At 41.2% G+C, this 21732-nt stretch carries 20 protein-coding genes and 2 pseudogenes; 17 read left to right on the plus strand and 5 right to left on the minus strand.

Features of this window, described 5'->3' with window-relative positions; genetic code table 11:
- Positions 1–263 (plus strand): annotated as a pseudogene (locus LEP1GSC060_RS01210) (IS110 family transposase); the annotation flags it as partial.
- A 380-nt stretch (positions 264–643) separates the two neighbouring features.
- On the opposite strand, the gene LEP1GSC060_RS01215 reads toward LEP1GSC060_RS01210, so the two are convergent.
- Positions 644–1030 (minus strand): DMT family transporter, encoded by a 387-nt coding sequence (locus tag LEP1GSC060_RS01215; protein WP_002995204.1) that lies wholly within the window; start codon positions 1028–1030, stop codon positions 644–646.
- A gap of 76 nt (positions 1031–1106) precedes the next feature.
- Between LEP1GSC060_RS01215 and LEP1GSC060_RS01220 the strand changes: the two genes are divergently transcribed.
- The 4 genes from LEP1GSC060_RS01220 to LEP1GSC060_RS01235 all read left to right on the plus strand — a co-directional run bounded on the left by LEP1GSC060_RS01220 (position 1107) and on the right by LEP1GSC060_RS01235 (position 5199).
- Positions 1107–1943 carry an alpha/beta fold hydrolase gene (locus LEP1GSC060_RS01220; protein WP_002995343.1) on the plus strand — a complete coding sequence of 279 codons (837 nt, stop codon included), beginning with the start codon at positions 1107–1109 and terminating at the stop codon, positions 1941–1943.
- 151 nt (positions 1944–2094) lie between these two features.
- Positions 2095–2427 carry an LIC10965 family protein gene (locus LEP1GSC060_RS01225; RefSeq protein WP_002994972.1) on the plus strand — a complete coding sequence of 111 codons (333 nt, stop codon included), beginning with the start codon at positions 2095–2097 and terminating at the stop codon, positions 2425–2427.
- 55 nt (positions 2428–2482) lie between these two features.
- Entirely contained in the window at positions 2483–4816 is a 2334-nt protein-coding gene (locus LEP1GSC060_RS01230; RefSeq protein ID WP_002994928.1) for a TonB-dependent receptor, read from the plus strand.
- 8 nt (positions 4817–4824) lie between these two features.
- Positions 4825–5199: a hypothetical protein gene (locus LEP1GSC060_RS01235; RefSeq protein WP_002995180.1), complete on the plus strand. Its 375-nt coding sequence runs from the start codon at positions 4825–4827 to the stop codon at positions 5197–5199.
- 305 nt (positions 5200–5504) lie between these two features.
- On the opposite strand, the gene LEP1GSC060_RS01240 is transcribed toward LEP1GSC060_RS01235, so the two are convergent.
- On the minus strand, positions 5505–6044 hold the full coding sequence (locus LEP1GSC060_RS01240; protein ID WP_036095082.1) for a DUF1564 domain-containing protein: 540 nt from the start codon (positions 6042–6044) through the stop codon (positions 5505–5507).
- 539 nt (positions 6045–6583) lie between these two features.
- On the opposite strand from LEP1GSC060_RS01240, the gene LEP1GSC060_RS01245 reads away from it, so the two are divergent.
- The 6 genes from LEP1GSC060_RS01245 (at position 6584) to LEP1GSC060_RS01270 (ending at position 11774) form a co-directional block, all read left to right on the plus strand.
- Positions 6584–7366 carry a YdcF family protein gene (locus LEP1GSC060_RS01245; protein WP_002995150.1) on the plus strand — a complete coding sequence of 261 codons (783 nt, stop codon included), beginning with the start codon at positions 6584–6586 and terminating at the stop codon, positions 7364–7366.
- A gap of 101 nt (positions 7367–7467) precedes the next feature.
- Positions 7468–7863, plus strand: a complete 396-nt coding sequence (locus LEP1GSC060_RS01250; RefSeq protein ID WP_002995186.1) for a cytochrome c maturation protein CcmE domain-containing protein — start codon at positions 7468–7470, stop codon at positions 7861–7863.
- A 50-nt stretch (positions 7864–7913) separates the two neighbouring features.
- Positions 7914–10103, plus strand: coding sequence for a heme lyase CcmF/NrfE family subunit (locus LEP1GSC060_RS01255; protein ID WP_002994953.1), 2190 nt, complete (start codon positions 7914–7916; stop codon positions 10101–10103).
- Positions 10100–10684 (plus strand): cytochrome c-type biogenesis protein, encoded by a 585-nt coding sequence (locus tag LEP1GSC060_RS01260; RefSeq protein ID WP_002995104.1) that lies wholly within the window; start codon positions 10100–10102, stop codon positions 10682–10684. The genes LEP1GSC060_RS01255 and LEP1GSC060_RS01260 overlap by 4 nt, the downstream gene beginning before the upstream one ends.
- Positions 10684–11097 carry a zinc ribbon domain-containing protein gene (locus LEP1GSC060_RS01265; protein WP_002995483.1) on the plus strand — a complete coding sequence of 138 codons (414 nt, stop codon included), beginning with the start codon at positions 10684–10686 and terminating at the stop codon, positions 11095–11097. The genes LEP1GSC060_RS01260 and LEP1GSC060_RS01265 overlap by 1 nt, the downstream gene beginning before the upstream one ends.
- Positions 11064–11774: a hypothetical protein gene (locus LEP1GSC060_RS01270; protein WP_002995046.1), complete on the plus strand. Its 711-nt coding sequence runs from the start codon at positions 11064–11066 to the stop codon at positions 11772–11774. The genes LEP1GSC060_RS01265 and LEP1GSC060_RS01270 overlap by 34 nt, the downstream gene beginning before the upstream one ends.
- 14 nt (positions 11775–11788) lie before the next feature.
- Here the strand turns inward: LEP1GSC060_RS01270 and LEP1GSC060_RS01275 are convergent, their stop codons facing one another.
- On the minus strand, positions 11789–12820 hold the full coding sequence (locus LEP1GSC060_RS01275) for a zinc-binding dehydrogenase (RefSeq protein WP_002995219.1): 1032 nt from the start codon (positions 12818–12820) through the stop codon (positions 11789–11791).
- Positions 12821–13287: 467 nt separating this feature from the next.
- Between LEP1GSC060_RS01275 and LEP1GSC060_RS01280 the strand changes: the two genes are divergently transcribed.
- Entirely contained in the window at positions 13288–13863 is a 576-nt protein-coding gene (locus tag LEP1GSC060_RS01280) for a PaaI family thioesterase (RefSeq protein WP_002995447.1), read from the plus strand.
- A 201-nt stretch (positions 13864–14064) separates the two neighbouring features.
- Positions 14065–14502, plus strand: a pseudogene (locus tag LEP1GSC060_RS20220) (efflux RND transporter permease subunit).
- Here LEP1GSC060_RS20220 and LEP1GSC060_RS20710 read toward each other — a convergent pair.
- A complete protein-coding gene (locus LEP1GSC060_RS20710) occupies positions 14492–14911 on the minus strand; it encodes an IS5 family transposase (protein ID WP_036095085.1) in 420 nt (139 codons plus the stop codon). The pseudogene LEP1GSC060_RS20220 and the gene LEP1GSC060_RS20710 overlap by 11 nt on opposite strands.
- A gap of 29 nt (positions 14912–14940) precedes the next feature.
- Positions 14941–15288, minus strand: a complete 348-nt coding sequence (locus tag LEP1GSC060_RS20715; RefSeq protein ID WP_036095088.1) for an IS5 family transposase — start codon at positions 15286–15288, stop codon at positions 14941–14943.
- Between the two features lie 769 nt (positions 15289–16057).
- On the opposite strand from LEP1GSC060_RS20715, the gene cas6 reads away from it, so the two are divergent.
- From cas6 to cas7i, 4 genes are read left to right on the plus strand one after another with little or no spacing between them, the layout of a single operon-like run.
- Complete coding sequence (gene cas6 / locus LEP1GSC060_RS01300; protein WP_036095089.1) at positions 16058–16672, plus strand: type I-MYXAN CRISPR-associated protein Cas6/Cmx6; 615 nt, start codon at positions 16058–16060, stop codon at positions 16670–16672.
- A complete protein-coding gene (locus LEP1GSC060_RS01305; RefSeq protein ID WP_036095094.1) occupies positions 16672–18972 on the plus strand; it encodes a CRISPR-associated helicase/endonuclease Cas3 in 2301 nt (766 codons plus the stop codon). Before cas6 ends, LEP1GSC060_RS01305 begins: the two co-directional genes overlap by 1 nt.
- A complete protein-coding gene (cmx8, locus tag LEP1GSC060_RS01310; protein ID WP_002994970.1) occupies positions 18969–20849 on the plus strand; it encodes a type I-MYXAN CRISPR-associated protein Cmx8 in 1881 nt (626 codons plus the stop codon). Before LEP1GSC060_RS01305 ends, cmx8 begins: the two co-directional genes overlap by 4 nt.
- Before the next feature lie 19 nt (positions 20850–20868).
- Complete coding sequence (cas7i, locus tag LEP1GSC060_RS01315; RefSeq protein ID WP_002995522.1) at positions 20869–21732, plus strand: type I-B CRISPR-associated protein Cas7/Cst2/DevR; 864 nt, start codon at positions 20869–20871, stop codon at positions 21730–21732.

The following is a 21732-nucleotide window of genomic DNA, read 5'->3' on the forward strand; positions in this document are numbered from 1 at the left end:
GTAGAATTGTTTCCCGCGGTTGTCATTCGATCCGAAGAGTGATTGTTCAAGCAGCTTGGAGCCTGGTCCGTTGTCAGCATGGCGGTAAGATTAAAGAGTTCTACGGAAGGTTATATGCTAAAAAAGGAGCAAAGAAATCGATCATTGCTACTTCACGTAAAATGATCGAAGTTCTTTTTTCTATGATTCGAACAGGGCAACTCTTCGACTCTATGCCCGAAAATGTTCTGAATCGGAAATTAGCTCAATATGGTCTTATGTAAAAAAAATAGCGGAGGGGCTTGACACAAGGAACATAGGAGGGAGCGAAATAGAGTTTCTTCCCTGAATTGCGCCCCTGAAACGCGATCCGTAGAAAGCGTTTCACTTACTTCTGAGAACGATTTATTGAAATAGGTGCCTCATTTTCTAAGGATCATTCGGCAGGAAGCAATTCATTGAGTTTTCCACCCAAAATCAGGGTGGGGCATAAGTTTCACGGAGGATTGTCGTAATTCCGACAGATTTATCTTGAGATCCAATTACTTGTGGGGTTGGTTATGAGAAAAAGGAAGGCCCGCATTTTGTGAAACGAAAGGGTCTCGTTTTTATCGGCGCTCGACGGGTTTTGGGACAAGTTCATAATCATAAATGCGAAATCGATTTATGATTTTGTTTCGAACATGTTCGCGGCGCAAAGCCAAACGCCCGCAAGAATGAGAAGGATCCCCACCCACTGAGGCCAGGTCAATCTTTCCTTAAACGCGATGGAAGATACAATGAGCACGATGATAAATCCCGCGCTCGTAAATACGGGATATGCAAGAGAGAGTTTTAAACCTTTCCCTAATACGAAACGATACCCTAAGAGCGCCAAACCGAAAGAAGCCAATCCTCCGATAAAAATCGGATTGAAAATCACTTGCAGAATTCCTTGTAGTCCTTCCGGTTTTTCGGAAGCGTCGCCTAAAGAGCTGGCCTTTATGAGAATGTTGGCAAGCGCGTTAAACGCAAGAGCGATGATAAAAACGATAAGAATTTGAATCTGCATGATAGGCTCCGGTTTTGGCTTTACGAAAACCAGTCCATCGAAGGAGTTGGAAAGATCAAGGTCAAATCTCTCCGTTATGCTCAGAAAAACATTCTCCTTTCAGGGACTCAATCTTTCTTATATCGATACGAACTCCAATTCCAATTCAAAACCGACGATCCTTCTCTGTCACGCAAACGGATATAGCGCGCTTACGTATAAGTTTTACATCGAGTCTTTACAAAAAACGCACAGGGTGATCGCGCTCGATTTTGCGGGCCATGGAGAATCCGAACCCACTTTAAATTTTCGAGATTGGTATTTTTTCAGAGACCAAGTTCTTTCTCTCATAAATGCGGAGCGCTTGGAGAACATCACCGGGATCGGACATTCCTTAGGGGGAGCGAGTCTTCTTTTAGCGTCGTATCATTCCCCCGAAAAGTTCAAAAAAGTGATCGCACACGATCCGGTTATATTAAATTTTCTGCAAGTAACTTTTTCTCGGATCTTTCACAACCCGCTTGCAAAGGTGGCGATCAAACGCAGAAGGGAATTCAAAGACTTGAATACCGTCCGCAAGATTTATAAAAGAACTCCTTCCTTTTCCCGTTGGGACGATCAAATTTACGAAGACTACATTCAAAGTTGTTTTCGAATCGGCGATAACGGAGAAGCCTTTTTACGTTGTCTGCCCGAAGTAGAAGCGAAAATTTTCGATTCGGTGAGTTATCGGAGTTTGTTCCAGTTCGGAAAAATCAAAACGGAAACTCATATCACGATTCCAAATCCGCACGAAGTTTGTTCTCCCAAAGGTGCAAGACGCATTCATTCGGGAAACGATAAATCGACCTTGGAGATTTGGCCGGGAACCTCTCATTTTTTTCCGTTTGAAGAAAAACAAAAAACTTTGGAAAGAATTTTAAACGTTCTCTGATTGAAAAAATTACGAAACGCGTCCTTATCTTACAACTAAGACTTATGCGTCGATATTCTCAAAAACTCCGGATAAAAAATTCCGGATTTATGATTTTACATTCTGTCCGCGCTTATTAATATCGGTTTATCATTAGTGACGATTCTACAAGATGATTGTAAAATGCCTCAAATCCGGATTTCTCGCTCTTTTGCTCGTTCTTTTTGCGAGTTCGGGATTTCATACCCACTCTGAAAAAGAATTTCAGTCCTTTTCCGGGCCATCCTATTCCGTTCATCAGGACGTAAAACAAACTCCTACTTGTCCGATCTGCCAGTTTCAAATCGAAACCCGGTCCGTCTGGAATCCGAATTTTTTAACGGAAAATTCCGTTCCTCTCCTTCAAATAGAGAATCCAATCTCTTTCGAAATTTTTATCCGTCCTTTCGATTGTTTCCAAATCCGACTCGGTCGCGCTCCTCCGCTTTCACTCCCCCTTTCTTAAATCAATCTTCTCTCGTTTGTTTTGATTTTTTAGGACTTTCGTCCGGGAGTTTCGCTTGAAAAAGCAATTGCATTCGTATTTTAAAATATTCTTATTTTCGATTTTTATTTCACCCGTTTCCGTTTTCGCTTTGGATGTCGTATTAACGGGAACCGTCAAGGGCAGAAACGGAAATCCGATTTCCAACGCGAGGGTTTTCATCCAGGAATCCAGAAAAAGCGCGGTTACGGACGACAAGGGTGAATTCGTTTTGGATCACGTTCCTCCGGGAAAATACACTCTCAGCGCGATCGCAAGAGGTCATCAATCCGAAACCCTTTCGGTTACGATCGGTGAAAAAGATCAAAGGATCCGGTTCACTCTCCTCGAAAGTTCCTTGGACGAATCCGCAATCAACGTCACCGCAAAGTCCACGATTTCGGACTTTCTAACCGCTCCCCAGCCGATTACGGTTTTGTCCGGCAGACAACTGGATCGTCAACGAGGCGAATCGGCGATGTCGGCAATCAACAACACTCCGGGGGTTTCCAACTTAACCACGGGTGCGGGGACTTCCAAACCGATCATCCGGGGTTTAACGGGTCAGAGAGTTCTCGTTATGACGGACGGTATCCGTCAGGAGGAACAACAGTTCGGAGACGACCACACGGTTGAATTAGACGCTTTTAATATTCAAAAAATTGAAATTATTAGAGGTCCGGGCAGTTTGCTTTACGGTTCGGACGCTCTCGGCGGCGTTGTCAACGTGATTCGGGACAAGGCTCCTCTTTCCGGCGAAGGTGTTCCCAAAACGGCGGGACTTTTCAATTCCAACAGTTATTCCAACAACAAACAGGACGCGGGCAACTTTGCGGTTTTCGGTAACATCGACGGTTTCGGTTATCGCGCCAGTTCCAACGTCAGAAAGGCGGGCAGAATCACAACTCCGAACGGCACGTTGCGTAATACGGGAATGATCGAAAAAAACCAAAACGCTTCCGTCGGTTTGGACGGGAAATGGGGAAATTTTTATCTGGATTCTTTTCGAAGAGAACAAACTCAAGATCTTTTGGACAATCCGAACGAAAATCCGGGAGCGACCGTTTCTCAAAAACTTCTGCATGAAAAATCTCACTTTCATTCCTTTTTTATTTTTTCAGCGGGTAATCTGGAACTTGATTTTTCGTATCAAAGGAACAACCGTAGAGAGATCGAATCCAAAAACAAACTTCTTCCGATCAAAGACGTTCTTTGGGACGAGAACGCGGATATCCTTGATAAATCGTTTCAATTTTATCAAACGACTTCCAGAGCAAAATATCAGGGTTTAAATCTTTTTTTGGATACGGCGACCGCGGACGCAAAATTTCATCACAAACCTATATTCAATTTTTTGAAAGGAACTTTCGGGTTATCCGGCTTGGAACAAAAAAACAGAACGATCGGAACGGAAGCCTTGACTCCTTCTTACGGTATCGTCAACGTTGCGGGTTATTTTTTGGAAGAACTCAAACTCGGTTCCTTAACTTTCAGCGCCGGGGCTCGAGGCGATAAACGATCGGCGGATATCCGGAATAACGAGACGTTAGGCGTCGCGGAACAAAACAAAAATTATTATGCGACGACGGGTTCCACCGGACTTGTCTGGAGAATCGATAAGTATTTTTCCGCGGTTTTTAATTTCGGCCGAGGTTTTAGAGCGCCTACCCCGTTCGAACTTTTTTCCCACGGAGTTCACGAAGGTACGGGTAAATTCGAGATCGGTAAGAACGATCTAAAACCTGAATATTCCAATAATATGGATTTCTCTCTGAGATACGGCTCTTCCAAAATTCAATCCGAAATCAGCGTGTTTCAAAATAACATTCAAAATTTCATATATTCTGCAAGTATTGCGGAGATCGACGTAGTTTCGGGTTTGCCGAAATACGCCTACAAACAGGGCGACGCGATTTTGCGCGGCGGAGAGTTTTCGATCCAAGCCGAACTGTCCCGCAAACTCGTCCTCTCCGGCGGAATCGATATCGTTCATGCTAGAAATCAGAACGATACAAATCCGCTTCCGCGTACGACCCCGAACCGCGCGCGCGCCGGTCTTCGGTGGACGGAAGATTCCGTTCTCGGCTTGAAGGATTTTTATTTTTCGATCAACGGTAGATTCTATGATTCCCAATTTCGCGTGGATCCGAAGGAGACACCGACAAAGGGTTATAACCTTACGGACATCGGACTCGGTTTCGAACTTCCTTATTTTGGAGACGGCATTTCCAAACCCACGGTGGATCTAAACGTTCAAAACGTATTCAATGTTTCTTATGTGGATCACCTGAGCAGATACAAGGACTACGCTTTAAATCCGGGCATAAACGCGATTCTTAAAATTTCTTTTCCGTTCACGGCGGTTCCGTAAAAGGTCATATGAAACAGTATATTCTAATATTCTTAATCGTTCCGATTCTTTTCTGTCAAAAGGACAAGGAGGAATACGACAAGGATCAACTCGTTCGTTTACTTGCAAGCGCGTTTTTCGAATCCCGTTCCGACTGCGTCTATTGTACGGATACTCAGGCTTTTCAAGGTAACTGTTCCTGTTTTTCGAACATTCCGGTTTGGAGTTGCCAAGGTTATTCTGCGGGACGTCAAAAATCGAATTCTGTGAAAGTTTCCTGCGAGGATTTGACTTCGAAAGGGATTTGGTCCGAAGATCCGGAGAACGCGGGAGCAAAGTCTTGTTCTTATTTAACTTGTCCGCCGGAAGCGTATCGGGCTGCGTTTTCTCCGGACGGAGTTTGACGTGGTCCGTCGTGAATTATCTTGACCGGATTGTAGTGTTAGTGCGTCGCTTCCATCGCCGACTCCGTGTTAGGTTCTAGAACTCGGATGCCGGTAAGGCCATTCTAATCGTCTAACGTCGTCTCGACCGCGTGAGGTTGCCCAATGCTGTCAAATTAGGATACGAACGTAGTCAAGATCGATTTGTCCTCGCCACTCGAAGTGTGGGAACTCCCGCTTGTTTCTTGATTTAGAATTCTTTACTCATTTTCCTAAAACAATGGGATGGATCCAAGTTCAGACTTTGAGTAAAAACACTTTTGTTTTTACGATGGAAACCAATCTCGATAATCCAATGTGTAAAAATAGGATCTCGGTTGACAGCGAAGTCTACGGATTACTTCATTTTCGACCAAGTTGACGTGGAGGACATAGGTGTAAGATCGATGAAATGCAGGAACTCCACCGTTTACCGTATAAAGGATCTCATCCCCGAACTCGACCTCATCTAACCGCAAGAGATAATTGAAAAGATAACAGCGAGAAACGCCGTGCGCCTGGGCGAGTGTCCCAAAAAGAGTCCAACTCCCGCTGCTCACACGGACGTTCACGCGTTTCATCTTTTGTTTTCCCGGACTGGGTTGGTATAAGGTTCGGCCGGCCTTCTTACCGAGACGTTGTGTTGAGGACAAATACTTTCCATACGTTCTCAAAAGTTCAGGAATTTTCCTAGGAAGCTCCTTCAAATCTTTCTCGGAGAAACACAACCAAGTATCTTCCGGGATCAAAAGAGTAACCGTCTCGGAACGTCCCTCATTAAGAGTGGAATTGATTTCAAAATCGGAGTTAAGTAACAAAGTTCCCATACCTAACACGGGTCTCGAAAAACGCAGAGTGGATTGAATTTGCCTGAAAAAAGGATGCCCCTTCCTAAAAAAACATAAGCTTAATTTGCAGGAGTTCCCACGTTTCAAGTGACTAGGGGATTAGTGGCGAGGAGTTAGGAGGGATTGTGACTTGAAAGAAAAGTCTTATCCTGTTCTAGGATGATACAAACGACTTTACAGGAAAGCCTAGCCCACAATTTTTCAACGTGTAATTTCTCTTAAAAAAATTGGACTTTTAAGACAAACCGTCATTTTTAAATTAAAAACTTGTCCGAAACTTAAAAGGAAATTTGCAGGAGTTCCCACGTTTCAAGTGACTAGGGATTAGTGACTAGGGGATTAGTGGCGAGGAGTTAGGAGGGATTGTGACTTGAAAGAAAAGTCTTATCCTGTTCTAGGATGATACAAACGACTTTTACAAGAAAGCCTAGGAACTCCCGCATTTTTCTTTTCAAACACCGACCCTATCTTAAAACCATTAGGAGAAACGGGACATTCAAGTCCCGACCAAACAAAACATGTCCACGATTTTATTCTCGATTTCAAAACTTGCGACCCTCGTTCTTTTCCCTTTGTCCCTGGTCCTTCTGATCCTCTTATTTGTGGGAGCAAAACTCAAGACCTGGAAAGAAAAATTTTCCGTCTGGATTCCCGTTCTGTTCCTTTGGATTTTATCCACGAGTACGGTTTCACAAAAGTTAATTCAATCCTTGGAAATTTATTATCCGCCGGTTTCTCTCGAGCAGCTCCCCAAAGCGGACGTAATACTCGTGTTAGGCGGAATGGTTTCCACCTTAAGCATCCACGACGAACCGGTCGATCTCTCGAACAGCGCGGAAAGACTAACGGAAACGGTAAGACTTTATAGGGCCAAAAAGGCGCCTAAAATTCTATTCTCCGGAGGTTCCGGAAATCTTATGTATCAGACGGTTCCCGAGTCCGAACCCGCAGGAAGGTTCCTAAAACAAATGGGTATACCCGATTCTTCTCTGATCTTGGAATCGAAAAGTAGAAACACCGCAGAGAACAAAAGATTTGCATTGGAGCTACTCAAAGAACAAGGTTGGACTTCCGTAATCCTGGTAACTTCTTCCTTTCATATGAAAAGATCGGTCGAAATTTTTCAGGAGAAGGGAATTACGATCCTTCCCTTTCCGACCGATTTCCGCACTCAGAAGGAAGTTTTGACCTTGGATAATTTTTTTCCTTCCACAGGCTGTCTCGAAAACTCCACGATCTCGATCAAGGAATGGATCGGAATTCTCGTCCATAAGATCCGAAATTACGGAAGCGCGGTTTGAACGGTGTTTGAAACACGGTTTGAACTGGGATATTTCCACTTTTCTCCGTCCATCCGTTCCGATTTTATGGTCTAAAACAAAAGACAATCGGAACTCTTACGATGAACATCAAATTTACGGTCCTCGCAGGGATCATTCTTCTTTCCCTCGGCTCCATCGCTTACTTCTCCTCCAAGGAAACATCTTATACACTTCTGGACGTTTCGGAACTGACCGCCGCTCCGGCAAAATACCAAGACGATCTTTTACGAGTGAGGGGTTTTGTGAAATTAGGATCGGTGGTTCGCGAGGGCAAAACCGCAAAGTTTGTCTTGGAATTTAACGAAAAACAAATCCCGGTTTTTTTTACGGGTAAAACCCTTCTGCCCGACGCTTTTAAAGAAGGAACCCGCGCGCGAGTCGACGGCTATATGAAAGACGGAGTGTTGGTCGCCGATCACGTCGAAGCGAAATGCGCTTCCAAGTACGAAGCCGACTACTCGGAAGAAAATAAGTAAATTCAACTTTTCTAAATCGCTGTTAAGCGAAAGGATCTGGACTCTCCGATATGAATGATTTTGGCGCCCTCTGTATTATAACCTCTTTCGCGATCCTTCTTTTTTCGATCGTTCAGACTTCTTACGGAATTTGGAAGCGAGACAAACAAGCGATCGAACTCGGAAGATACACCTTGATGACAAACACGGCCGTCATCCTACTGGCCTTTATCGTCCTACTCGTTCAACTTTTCAGAACGGATCTTTCCAACTACTACGTAGTGATGCACTCCAACGAACACCTACCGTTGTTTTACAGACTTACCGGAATTTGGTCCGGATCTTCCGGTTCTCTTCTTTTTTGGAATCTTTTACTTTCCCTCTTTACGTTCGTCGTTCTCTGGCAGACGAGACAACTCGTAGAGGATAGAATCCCGATCCTAAATCTTACGTTAGCCGTCACCTCTGCGTTCTTTTCTTATCTCGCGGTGTTTTATCCGGACGCTCAACCCTTTCGAGAATTTCAACCCGCCGCGGTCGCGGGCCGGGGCCTCAATCCTCTTTTACAACACTGGGCGATGGTCATTCATCCTCCGATTCTCTACATCGGTTACGTAAGTTTTGCGATCCCTTTTGCGATCGCGGCCTCCGCTCTGATCACGGGACATCTTTCCGAAAACTGGTTTCGTTTTGTAAGAAGATGGACCATCTTCTCTTGGTTCTTTTTGGGAACGGGAATTCTTCTCGGTTCCAAATGGGCTTACGAAGAATTGGGTTGGGGCGGTTATTGGGCCTGGGACCCCGTGGAAAACGCCTCTCTCATGCCCTGGCTTTTATCGACCGCGTTTCTTCATTCCATGATCATTCAGGAAAGAAGAGGTATGTTAAAGTTTTGGAATCTATTTTTGATCATCCTCGCCTTCCATTTCTGTTTATTAGGAACTTGGATAACACGAAGCGGAGTTCTCGAAGGTCCCCATAGTTTTTCAAAATCCACGATCGGAACTCCGTTTATCGTCTACATCGGACTCAGTTTCGTATTCTTTATCGGGTTTTTGATTTATAGAAGGGATTCCCTCAAACCCGAACGCAATCTCGAAGCGATGACTTCCAAAGAGGGAAGTTTTCTTTTTAACAACTTTCTTCTCGTGATCGCAACTCTCGCGATTTTACTCGGGGTTTTTTCCCCTCTTCTCTACGGAAGAGAATTCAAAGCACCTTGGTTCAACTCTTGGGGAGTTCCCGCGGGAATTCTTTTGATTTTTCTGATGGGTTCGGCGCCTCTTCTGGCCTGGAGAAAGGGCGCGGATAAAATTTTCTTTTCCACCCTCGTCAAACCGTTGTTAGTCGGTCTTGCCGGAGCGGGAGTTTACATACTTTTTTATACGCAGAACTTTACGATCTCCGATTACAGCCTCGGGGACGTTTTGGGCGAAGTGTATTCGGTGATCGCCGTCGGTCTCGGAATTTTTACGATCGCGGGTATCGCTCAGGAGTATCACAGAGGAATCGTCGCGAGAAAGGTTTCGTATCCTTCTGAAAATTATTTCTTTGCGGGTCTTAGAATGCTCTTAAAAAACAAAAGAAGATACGGAGGTTATCTCGTTCATTTGGCGATGGTGATTCTTTTTATCGGCTTTGCGGGGAACGCGTTCAAACAAAACACATCCATTAAGTTTTTCTACTTTTTAAACGTTCCCGAAAAAAACGAGATCGTCTATTCCAGTCAGGACACGGGAGTGCTCGGAAACTATCAGATTTCGGCGAACACACTCAAAATCAAACCTCTCGTAAACGGGGACGCAAAAAACGGACTCAACATTCAGAACGTGATCGTTTCTCACGAAGCGACCTTTCAGGTAAAACGTCATCTCAAGGAATTTTCCACGATGGTGACCGAAAGAAGATTTTATCCTCAGATCTCCCATTTGAGCGGCGACTTTGAAACTCATATTCCTACGAGCGAACCCGCGATCACTTCCACTCCGAAAGAGGATTTATACATTCAGTTGGGAGCGATCGAACACTCCGATCTTTCGGATGAAAATCCGGATCTTCCTCTTCTGTTTATGAACTATCTTTTTACGAACGAAAATCAACCGGTTCGTAAATTGGAAAACTTCAACCGGTTTCCGAGGCAGATCGTCGCCAATCTCGAAGTCTGGGTCAATCCTCTGGTAAAATTCATCTGGGTGGGTTCTCTTCTTTTTTTCTTTTCGGGTCTTTTGATCCTTCTTCCCATCGGAGAATCCAGACCATGAAAACAGTATTTCATAATATTCTAATTTTCATTATATTTCCGGGAGTTTGCGCCGTCGGTTCGTCTTTGTCCGCAGACTCCACGTTTACGAACCTGACGGAACCGGATCAGATCCGTACCTTTCACGAGGTCACTTCCAAAATCCGATGTATCTGCATCCCTTCGATCACGATCAAAAGTTGTTCGTTTAACAATTGTACCGTTTCCGCAAAACTGAAACTGTTTATCGAAAATCGGATTCAAAAAGGCGAAAACGCGGACGTAATCGTGGATAAAATGGTTCACGGTTTCGGAGAGGAAGCTCTGAGCGATCCGATCATCCAAAAGTTCGTGGAAGCGGGTAACACGGGTATGGCGAACTCGGTCGTTTTCGGATTCGGGGAGAATATTCTGGCCTCTCCCGATTCCACATGGATCGACCTGAGCCTTGCACTTGCGGGTTTGTTCGGAATTTTATCGATCTATCTTTACATCAAACGCAAAAACCCGAACGTTCCTAAACCGACCTCCGACAAACCCATTCAACATGGCGAAGATTCTTTCCGTAGATATCTTTCCGAAATACAGGAAAAACAAAAATAATGGATCTTCTACTCATTCCGTTTTACATCGTTCTTCTCGGGATCGTAGTCTCCCCTTTTTTATACGTTCGATTTGCAATCAACGCGAAAGCTTCCGAAACGGATTCTGAAAAATCGGAACTGATCCACCGAAGAGAAGTGATCTTGGAGAATCTAAGAGACATCAAAATCGAATTCGATACGGGCAAACTCACCGAACCCGAATTTCAATCCATCTCTTCCGGAATCGTAAAGGACCTGGAAGACTTCGACGAAAAAATTCGAACGATCGCGCAGAACATTCCCAAAGACGCGGTCTTACAAACTCCGGGTTCGTCTTCCTTTGTTTCCAAATACTGCCACGAATGCGGTTTTAAAATCGAAATCTATGGAGCCAAGTTTTGTCCTTCCTGCGGAACCAAATTGATCGTCTGACGGACTCGCCGCCGAAACCGTCCTCGAAAATCCTTTCGAAAGTATTTTCGATTTTTATTATATTCGTATATTCTATAATTCAAATTTCCTGTTCCGGCAAAAATCTGAAACTCCAAGGGGAACCGAACCGACTTGCCGAACTTCCTTTTTACGGCGGCGGCTTTTTCGTTTCCGCTTCCAAAATCGAAAAGGAGGATCTTGAGGAAATCCGAAAGGATCTTAAAAACGAATTGGCTTCCAGGATTCCCAAAAACGGCGTCGAAAAGTGGAAGGAATTGAACGCTCTCAACGGCTCGGAAGGGATTTATATCCTATTTCAGATCGTTCCGGAAACGAGGGTTCTTCCCGAATTTTTGGACTTTCAATTTTCCTTAAACGAGAAACCGCCGGAAAAAACTTGGAGTTATTACGTTCAAACCTTTACCGCGAGGGTTCGCAATTCCCGCTTTTCCGCTCTTCCCGTTTACGGAACGTTCGGTTATCCGTTTTATACGGTCCCTCCCGGAGTTTATCCTTCCGGAACGGTCCTTTACGATTCGGACGTAACCGCGGAGACCGAACATATCTATCGTTTTTTGGTTCGTTTTCCCAAGGACGTTTCGGCTCGTAACCCCCAGAGTAAGATTTTTTTTCAGGTCGTTACACCGGCCAAATCCATTCTTCTTTTTGAATATTAGAATTTGATCCAAACTTAAGGTTGAATGATAAACCGAATCGGATTTCCTTTTCTTTCGTCCAAGGCTTTAAGACATTCATTCAATTCCTCTAATGGATGATGGGAAGTGATCGAATGAGAAAGATCGATTTTTCCCTTCAGGTAGAGATCGATCAGTTCGGGAATCGCCCGGCGATCGGAACCGTAGGAACCTACAACCGAAATCATCTTTTCGATCAACAGAAAAGGAACCTGAAACTTCAAAGGTTGTTTTCCGATTCCCACGAGGACGATTCTTCCTCCGGGATTCATCGCACGAACCGACTCTTCCACGTTGGACATATGCGCCGAAAAGTCCGCGAGTAGATCCACTCCGTTCGTAACTTCTTTGAGAGCCTTTCCCGGATTTCGAACTTCTTTCAAATTGATCGTTTCATCGGCGCCGTACTTCGCCGCATTTTCCAAGGCGCCTTTGTCCACGTCCAAAGCGATCACCTTTCCGCCGGTCAAAGCCCTTGCAACCGCAACCGCGTGAATCCCAAGACCTCCACAACCGAAAACCGCGACCGTATCTCCGTCTTGTATGTTTCCCCTGTATCGAATCGCGTGATACGGTGTGGAAACCGCGTCCGCAAGAATCGCTCCTTGATCGAACGGAATCGTATCGGGAAGAGAATACAAATAACGTTCTTCCGCGATATTGTATTCCGCAAAACTTCCGTCCCGATCGAATCCGAAAACTCCTAGATCCTTACATAAATTCTCGCGGCCCGCTTTACAATAAGAACAAACTCCGCAGGAAGTTCCGGCTGCGATTACAACTCGATCGCCTTTTCGAAAGCGACTAACGTTCTCCCCTACTTCCTCGATTACACCCGAGGATTCGTGACCGGGAACCCTCGGAAAATGTTTACACTTGAGAGTTCCGTGGATCACGAGATGTACGTCCGAGCCGCAGATCCCGCAGGCTTTGATTTTTACTTTTACTTGTCCGGGTCCGAGTTGTGGAACGGGAACTTCTCTGATGTCTAAAACTTTTTTACCGGATTCTAATACCGCAGCTTTCATTTTCCATTCTCCCTAATAAGGCGCGAAGCCGACTAACGTGAGTTCGATGTAACCGATGCGAAAGCGATTGCAGCGGAATCAACAAATTGGAATGCCGAAAGATTTACGTTTTCGGGCAAACCGTCAATTTGTTGATTGGAGCGAAATTAAGAAACTCAATCTCGCTACGCGAGATAGGTCCAGCCCGGCCCTTGGAATCCAAGGGCCGGGCTGGATTCGCCCAAACTTTCTTAAGCCAAATCCGCGTTAGATTAAGATCATTGATAAGTCAGTCAAGATCATTTGGCGGAGAACTTACGTTATACATTCGGATTTTTAAAAATTCAAATCGCACAAAACGTCTTTGTACTTCGAAATTTTTCCGGGTTTCGCACTTGAATCCGGAAGAAGCGATTTTTTCATGGAAGTAGATTCGTTATCGGTGTAGAATCGACGATTCGATCGACGGATCCAACCGGAGGAACAACATGGAATCGGAAACAATTTTCCGGGAAATCAAAGCCAGCCAAAACGGTCAGGACTGGCATCATAAAAACTGCTTCGGTTGTGGTCCCGATAACGTAAAAGGGATTCACGCGAGTTTTCCATTTCACGAAGAAAGTGGAGAAGTTCGATTTCCGTTTAAAATTGAAAAGTCTTTCGAAGGCGCGCCCGGTTACGCTCACGGCGGAGTTCTTGCGACTCTTCTCGACGAGGCGCAAGGTGTTCTTTGTTTTCATCTCGGACATTTCGTGATGACCGATCAACTTTATATGCGTTATCACAAAGCGGTCCCTCTCAACGAAGAAGTAGAAGTTCGTTGTTGGGTTACGATGGTTAGAAGAAGAAGACTTTATACGAAAGCTACGATTCATCTTTCCAAAACCGGAGAACTTTTGGTTTCTTCCAAAGCGCGTTGGTATGATATGTCGGAAAGAACGATGAAAAGAATGTTCCAAGATTCCGTTTTCCCGATCGATACTCTTCTTCAAGTTTTAGAAGTGAATCAAAGACGCGGTAAGGAAATTCGTAAACGCCTCAAACTTCAAAAGATAGATCCCTGATTTCAATCGAAGCGTTATCTGGATGTTTCTAAAAACGGTCAGGAACTTCTTTTTATCGCCTTTGAAAAAAGGCCGGATCTAAAAGCGCTCGAATTCGGAATCAAAGCCGAACAAACAAATCTCGCCTTACAAAAGTCCTTGGCGATTCCCGATCTTAAACTCGGAGGAAATTGGGATCGCGCCGTTTTAAGATTGCGTTTTGTGATTCCTCTCACTTTATTTGCAATTTTTGTAATACTCTATACCATGTTTAAAAGTCCTCGATTGGTTTTACTCGCCATGTCCGGAATTCCGATCTCCATCAGCGGGGGCTTACTCGCGTTACTTTTCAGGGGAATGAATTTTTCCGTTTCGGCGGGTGTGGGTTTTATTTCCCTTTTTTTGATGTAACGCATGACGTGTGTACTTTTTATATCAATATTATTGAATATGATTGAGAAAAACAAAAAACGAAATCTCAAAACCTCGGTGATCTAGGCCACGGTCATTCAATTGAGGCCGAGAATTATGACGATTTTTTTGGATGTATTGGGTTTAATTCCCGCGACGATCGCGAGCGGAATCGGCTCCGACGTTCAAAGACCTCTGGCTACGGTCATCGTCGGCGGGCTTAGAGCCGGTCTCAAAACTATCTATTAAAGAAATTGAAAACAATAATAGAGCTCGCGAGGTAAAGAGAAGCCATATAATTTACCGATTTCCTTTCCCAACGGATGAGAATAGCTCTGAATCGATTGTGCCAACTGTTCGTACTTTCAACGACCCATCTTCGAGGCTTTCCTTTGTATTTACCGATCAATGGTTTCTCGCCTCTTCTTCGAATGTGAGGCCGGATATTCCTTCTTCTAATTAATTTTTCCGTATCTTTAAAGTCATATCCTTTATCAAGACAGAGATGTTTTGGTTTCTTTTTTCTTCTACCGGAAAAAATCAGGATTGAATTTAAAGTCTCTTTTACGTAATGCTTGTCATGAACATTGGCTCCACTCAATGTTATAGCCAATGGAATTCCATTTCCATCTGTAAGAATATGCCGTTTAACCCCCAATTTGGCGCGGTCCGTAGGGTTTTTCCCGGTTAAGCTCCCCCTTTTGGCACCTTAACCATTACGCTATCCATCGAAGCCCAGTCCCAAGCTATCTTATTCTTTACATCATAATATTTTAAAATAGATTTATAAATCTTTTTGAATACTCCGGCTCGTTCCCATTCTTGAAATCTCCTATGACAAGTTTGACCGGATCCAAACTCTTTCGGAATTGCACGCCACTGACAGCCTGTTTTCATTCGATAGATGATACCTGTCATTACTACTCTTGCAGGTACACGATTTCGCCCTCCTTCTGGCTTTCGCTTTTCTTTCGGGATCAATGGGGCTATTTTTTCCCAAAGTGCATCTGGAATCTCTGAATAATTTTTGTCCATTTCACAAGTAAATATTTACGATTCAAAAGTACAACCAGTTTTGAGACCGGCTCTTAGTTTGGAATGGTTGGTAACCTTGGTTTGTATCCCGTCTCTATTTTATCTTACGAAAAAAAGAGAAGATTGATTCTTTCGGAAAAACACAATGACAGAGACGCATAACGTGTAGGAACACGATCCTACAACGACCGCACTTGGCCTTGCAATTTTTGCCGATGTTTTTTAGGGTACACGGAAAATAAGAGTCTGTCGAATCATTGTCATTTTTTATAATATGATTGGAATCGAACTCTTCCGCATTTCAAGCTGCGCCCCTATAAAGATAGGCATTCATACCTTTGAACGCTTTCATCAAAATCCACTTTGAAAAAAGATCCCGAATACCGATTCGCGAGAAAAGAAATCGACTTTTCATAAACTGAGCCGTCACAACAGATCCTTAAAGACTTATATTCCGAAATAGATTTTCAAAAGCTCCTTGAGTTACATTGAAGAAACTTTTCCCAAACTTCCATTTATAATAAGCGGAAATGAAATTTTGTAAAATACACTCAAATTATAACCCGAAAGAAAAAAAGAATCCTTATAGCAATACATGAGAGGATTATTCAAAAATTAAAATAAACAAACGTGAAATTTGGCCGACGAAGAAATTACAAGAATTTAAAAAATTGAATGAATTCTATAACGTTCTATAAAATAATGTGCAAAATTTAACTCAATTTATATTTTTCAATAGTAGAACATTATAATTTTAGAAATTAAAACTATGCAATATCTTGAACTCAAATTTCCCATACAAGGCAAGTCCATACCGGCTGATCATGGATATAAACTCTACTCTGCGCTTTGCAAGCAGGAAAAAATCATTCACGAAACGGAAGAACTATCTATTTGCGGAATCTCCGGAGTCCCTGACAAAAATAGAACCTTACATTTAAACGCGGCGAGCAAATTGAGAATCCGAGCCACACAACCTCTACTATCTTCTTTATTGAAATTAGCGGGTAAAAGTTTTGAATTATCGCAGGATAAAATTCGGTTAGGGATTCCTACGATCACACTTTTGAAACCTCACAAAATTCTGTATAGCCGTTTAGTTACCATCAAAGGACATACGGAAGAAGCTGACTTTTTGGATTCCGTCCAAGATAAATTAAGAAAACTTGATATAACCTGCGAAACTCTTCTATTCAGAGGAAACATCTCGGAAAACAACCAACGAAGCATACGCAAAACGATTCGAATTCATGATAAGGAAGTCGTAGGTTTCCCTGTCTTACTTTTAAACCTCTCACCGCAGGATTCTATCAAAATACAACAAATAGGAGTGGGTGGCCGACGAAAGATGGGTTGCGGTCACTTCGTTGGAGTGCGTGTGTAATGGAAGGAAAGTTGTTGGCGAAAACTAAAACCAATGACGGCAGAGAAATTTCCCTTCAAGAACATTCATTGGATACGGAAACGGCCGGTAGCGCCATCTTCAAAAAAGGCTCGCGCTTTTTAAATAATTGGCTTCGATTTTTTAAAGTAAAAAAAGAAGACGAAGAGAAATTTCTTTTAAATCTTAGTGTGGCTTGCCTTTTTCATGATATAGGAAAAGCGAATGAAGATTTTCAAAAAGCGATTAATGAGACAACTTTTTTTCATCAGGGAATCAGACACGAACATTTAAGCGCGTTTGTGTTGCACTTACCAGAGATCAGAAAATGGCTTTCTCAAAATAAAAATTTAGATCTTCCTATCATTACTTCGGCGGTACTGTGCCATCATTTAAAAGCTACAGATAAAAATGAGCATCCGTATAAATGGTTAAAAAAACCACTTCGTGATTTAGTAATATTAAATCTTTCCCATGGGGAAGTAAAAAGAATTTTAGAAAAAGTAAATCAGCTTTTGAATGGAAGCTTATCCATTCCTCAACTAAATTATAAATCTTTTAGAATAGAAGATGAAAACTGGAATAAAGCGATTCAATCAGGAGCAAAAGAATCGGGAATACTTGTCTTTAAGTTAGATGAAGATAGAAAACAACTCTACCTTGCATTGAAAGCGGCATTGATCGTCTCAGATAGCGCCTCATCCGGTCTTGTGAGAGAAAATCATTTAATTGAAAAGTGGATACCAAATGTTATTCATTCCGATGAAATTAAAGAAAATGAAATCTTAAAAGAAATCATCGAAAAAAGAATGAATGATAAAAAAATCTCTACGCTTCATCAGTTTCAAAAGCAAGTAGTAACAAAAGGCAATCGAGTTTTACTGATGGCCGGCTGCGGCATGGGCAAGACATTGGCCGCTTGGAACTGGGCGAATGAAGTTTCTAAAAAGCAAAAAATTAGCAAAGTCATTTTTCTTTATCCTACTCGCGGAACTGCAGCAGAAGGGTTCAAGGATTACGCATCTTGGGCACCGGAGTCAGATGTCACGTTAATGCATGGAACCTCTGAATACGAATTGGATTCTATGTTTAAAAATCCCGAGGATGAAAAATCAAAAAAAGATTTCGGCATTTCAGAAGAGAATGAACGGTTATTTGCCCTTGCCTTCTGGTCTAAAAAATTCTTTAGTGCAACAGCGGATCAATTCTTAAGTTTCTTACAAAATAATTATAAAGGAATCTGTTTATTACCTGTTCTATCAGAATGCGCTTTGGTAGTGGACGAAGTGCATAGTTTCGATAAAGTAATGTTTGCCTCTCTACTAAGCTTTTTAAAACACTTTGATTTGCCTATTCTCTGTATGACTGCGACTCTTACTCCCAAGAATAAGCAGAGTCTATTAGAATTAGGTTTAGAACAATTTCCTAAAAATGAAGATAAAAAAGAGTTAGAAGATTTAATAAAATTAGAAAATCATCCAAGGTATAATAAAACAATTTTAGAAAATTCTAAACATGCTAAAGAAATCGCAATTAAAAGTTTTAGAGAAGGTAAACGAGTCCTTTGGGTTTTAAACACTGTTACTAGATGCCAGGAGATGTATAAAGAACTGACAGAAGAATTGCAAACAGAGGTTTATTGTTATCATAGTCGTTTTAAATTATCGGATAGAAAAGACATTCATGAAAAAACCGTAAATGCATTTCAAGGCTATAGTCAGAATTGCATTGCGGTAACAACTCAAGTTTGCGAGATGAGTTTGGATTTAGACGCAGATGTGTTAATTTCCGAGTATGCGCCAGTATCTTCGATGGTACAAAGATTTGGCAGAGCAAACCGACATTTAAAAAAAGGGGAAGATTTTAGGGCAGAACTCTATTTATACGAAGTAGTTGGATGTTTAAAGCCATATTTACCAAGTGACATTGCATCCGCAGAAAAATTCTTAAAGAATCTTCCTGATAAAGACATTAGCCAAAATTTACTTGCAACCAAATTAGAAGAATATTCAAACCAAGAATATAAAACCCTCCCGTCTGCTTCCTTTATTGATGGAGGATATTTTGCATTATCCAACGACTATCGAGATATTGAAGAGTTCACAGTTCAAGCAATTTTGGATGAGGATTTCGAAGAAGCAAATAAACTTTTACGATCTAAGAAACCGATTGATCCCTTTATCTTACCAGTTCCTTTCAAAAAAAATTTCAACTTACGCTCCGAAGAACATTCGATTTTGCCAAAATACTTATGGGTTGTTAGCGGACAAAACTACACGAACGAAAGAGGATTTGCTATATGAAAAAGCAGATAGCTTCGGATAAGGAAAAATTGCCTCTGACTCAAAATTCCAAAAGTAAAAAAGAGTCATTGGAAAAAATAGAAGAAATCACTCTAGAATATAAACTTCATGAACTTCCCTCTTCTCAACACAAAGCCGGGCTTGCTGGACTTTATCTAATCATTGATTGGTTAGATAAACAGGATATCAATAAAGATCTAATCAAAAAAACAGAAATTTCCGAAACCGGACTAAAGGTAACTCTTACTAAAAAAGATGTGAAGGATTTGTTTGATGAGATTTACAAGTTAGAAGATGTCGAGATAATGAACGGAACAAAACCTAAAAAGGGAGAGTTTCAATCTTTTGAAAAAATAGAAAAAACAACATTCTACTTTTATGAAGTTGAAACTAAATCAAAAAGGAAAGATAAAAAGACAAATGATATCTTGGAGCCTAACAACGAAATAGTTAAAAAAGAAAAGAATAAAAAAACAGGAAAACTTAAGGACGTTAAATATTATATCTATATAGATAAATTTCCAGAGAAAAAACTAGATAAGGATGAGGAAGAAATTGAACCAATTCATGAAGAAGAGATTGAAGATACAATAACATATTATAAATATAATATAACTTATCCGATGGGTTCCTTTATAAAAAGCTACGATCAATCATCGGAATCCTCTTGGACAAAGCTCTGGCGAGAAGCGCAATGGCTACTAAAAGGAGATAGGCAACGACTAATTTACGAGAACCCAAACAGCGAAATAGAAATCATTTGGGAGAAATTTACAAAAGATAAAAAAGAGAATAACTTATCCAAAGTACTATTTTTATCAGCACAAAATAGCAATGCGGAAAAAGTTGATTTTAAAGAAACAAATAAAAGTAAATTTTTACTCCATTTTTGGGTATTTATTTCTCAACCGTACGCTTATTGGACACAACGAAAAGAAAAAGATAAATATAAAACGGATGAACACGGATTCGTTATTACAATCCCTGATATTGCAAAATTAGAATCTTTTATTTTTATTTTCAACGATCTAATCCAGAATCAGGATAAAGAAATTAAAAAGTACCCTATTAAAAGACCAGATCAAGCAGTTGTTTATCTTCCAGGATTAGCAGGTTTACTACTACTTAAAAATATTCACGATACTTTAAAAAAGAAAATTCATTCCAATTTTTCCGACGTCGTGTTCGGTATAGATTTATTTCATTATGACTATGAATGGAAAAACGGGAAGGCCAAGAAAAATCGTGCATCTATTTTCAAAGGATACACTCGCATAAAGCCAGACATTGAGTTCGAAAATAAAGCAGCGAATATAAAGAAATTATATAATAACTTCTTTTTTCAAGAGCAGTTATTGCAAAATCTTTTTGATATAAGAGAACAACTTGAAGGATTCTACAATTTATTCTGTACGCGTGAATATGAATATTTTTTCCAGTATGGGAAAGGATTTTTTAAAACAGATGCTATCACATATTTCAAAGAAATAAAAATTAAAGGAGAACAAGATATGTCAGAAGAAGAAAAAATTCCAAAAGATATAAATGAATTAATTTATCAAATCATTTATACATATGTGCGAACTAAGCTAAAAACTAAATTTAATCAAGAATGGGGTGACACTTTTAAAGAAGGAACAGCACAAAAAAATCGAAATAAAATTGCTGCTGAAGCTTTTCTTTCAATTAGAAGTATAAAGGCTAAAGACGATTTTATTACATATTTTACTTCCACTATTTGCTCTGTCTCACAACGCTTAGGCGAAGATGGCTACACTACGTTGGCACAAGCTCTATATGATGAAAAATCTGAATCAGTACCCGGTTGGGAAAAAATACGAGTGTTAGCAATGCTCGCATTATCTGCAAATAGTTAAATTAAAAGGAGAAAAAATTATGACCACACAAAATAACAAAAACTTATTCTGCACAGTTCTTACTTATGCAGCACCATCTTCTAATTACAGAGGAGAGAGCGAAGAAAATAGAACAGTATTACAAAAGATAAATAAAAATGGAAAAGATTACGCAATTTTTAGCTCTGAATCTATTCGAAATGCAATTCGAGAAATAGTATCTAAAAAACTAAGTTCTAAAGAAATCAATCGAACAAGGCTTCATAATGAGGGTCAACCTACTGTGAAATTTAATGCACTCCCTGACGCAGAAAAATACGCTGATGATTTTATTTTTGGGTATTTGGTCACTGGAACGGTTTCAAAAAAGTTTGATAGTGTTTTAAGAACAAACTATGCAGTAGCTTTAAGTCCATATAAATACGAGGCTTCTTTTCACCAATCACCTGATATTAAAGATAGCCCATTTAAAAATCAAAAAAGCTCAGTCCTTCTTCATAAAGAAATTTCTCATACTGCAGTACAATATCCGTTTGCCTTAGCTGGACAAGATTGTCGTAAACATCCAGACTGGATTAAAGCTCTATTAGATTCCATTGGAGAGTTAAACAACGTTGCCGGAGGTCATACGAGAAACTTATATGATTTTACCCCTAAAAGCATAGTTGTTAGACTAACTCCGAAACTAGTGGCAGGATATGATGCTTATGGATTTAAAGAAGATGGTTCTTGGAGTGAATTAAGCAGAATTAAGGAAAACGATTTACCTCGTGATGAATTTTATTTTGCCGGGGAGATGGTTCGTAATATGAAAGATGAAGATAAGGCTAGACTCAATCCAAACCATCTATTTGAAAATCCGGATCATTTAATAGAAAAAGTCAAAACTGATTTTCTTGGCTAA

This window comes from Leptospira weilii serovar Ranarum str. ICFT, assembly GCF_000332415.1.
Lineage (GTDB): Bacteria > Spirochaetota > Leptospiria > Leptospirales > Leptospiraceae > Leptospira > Leptospira weilii_A.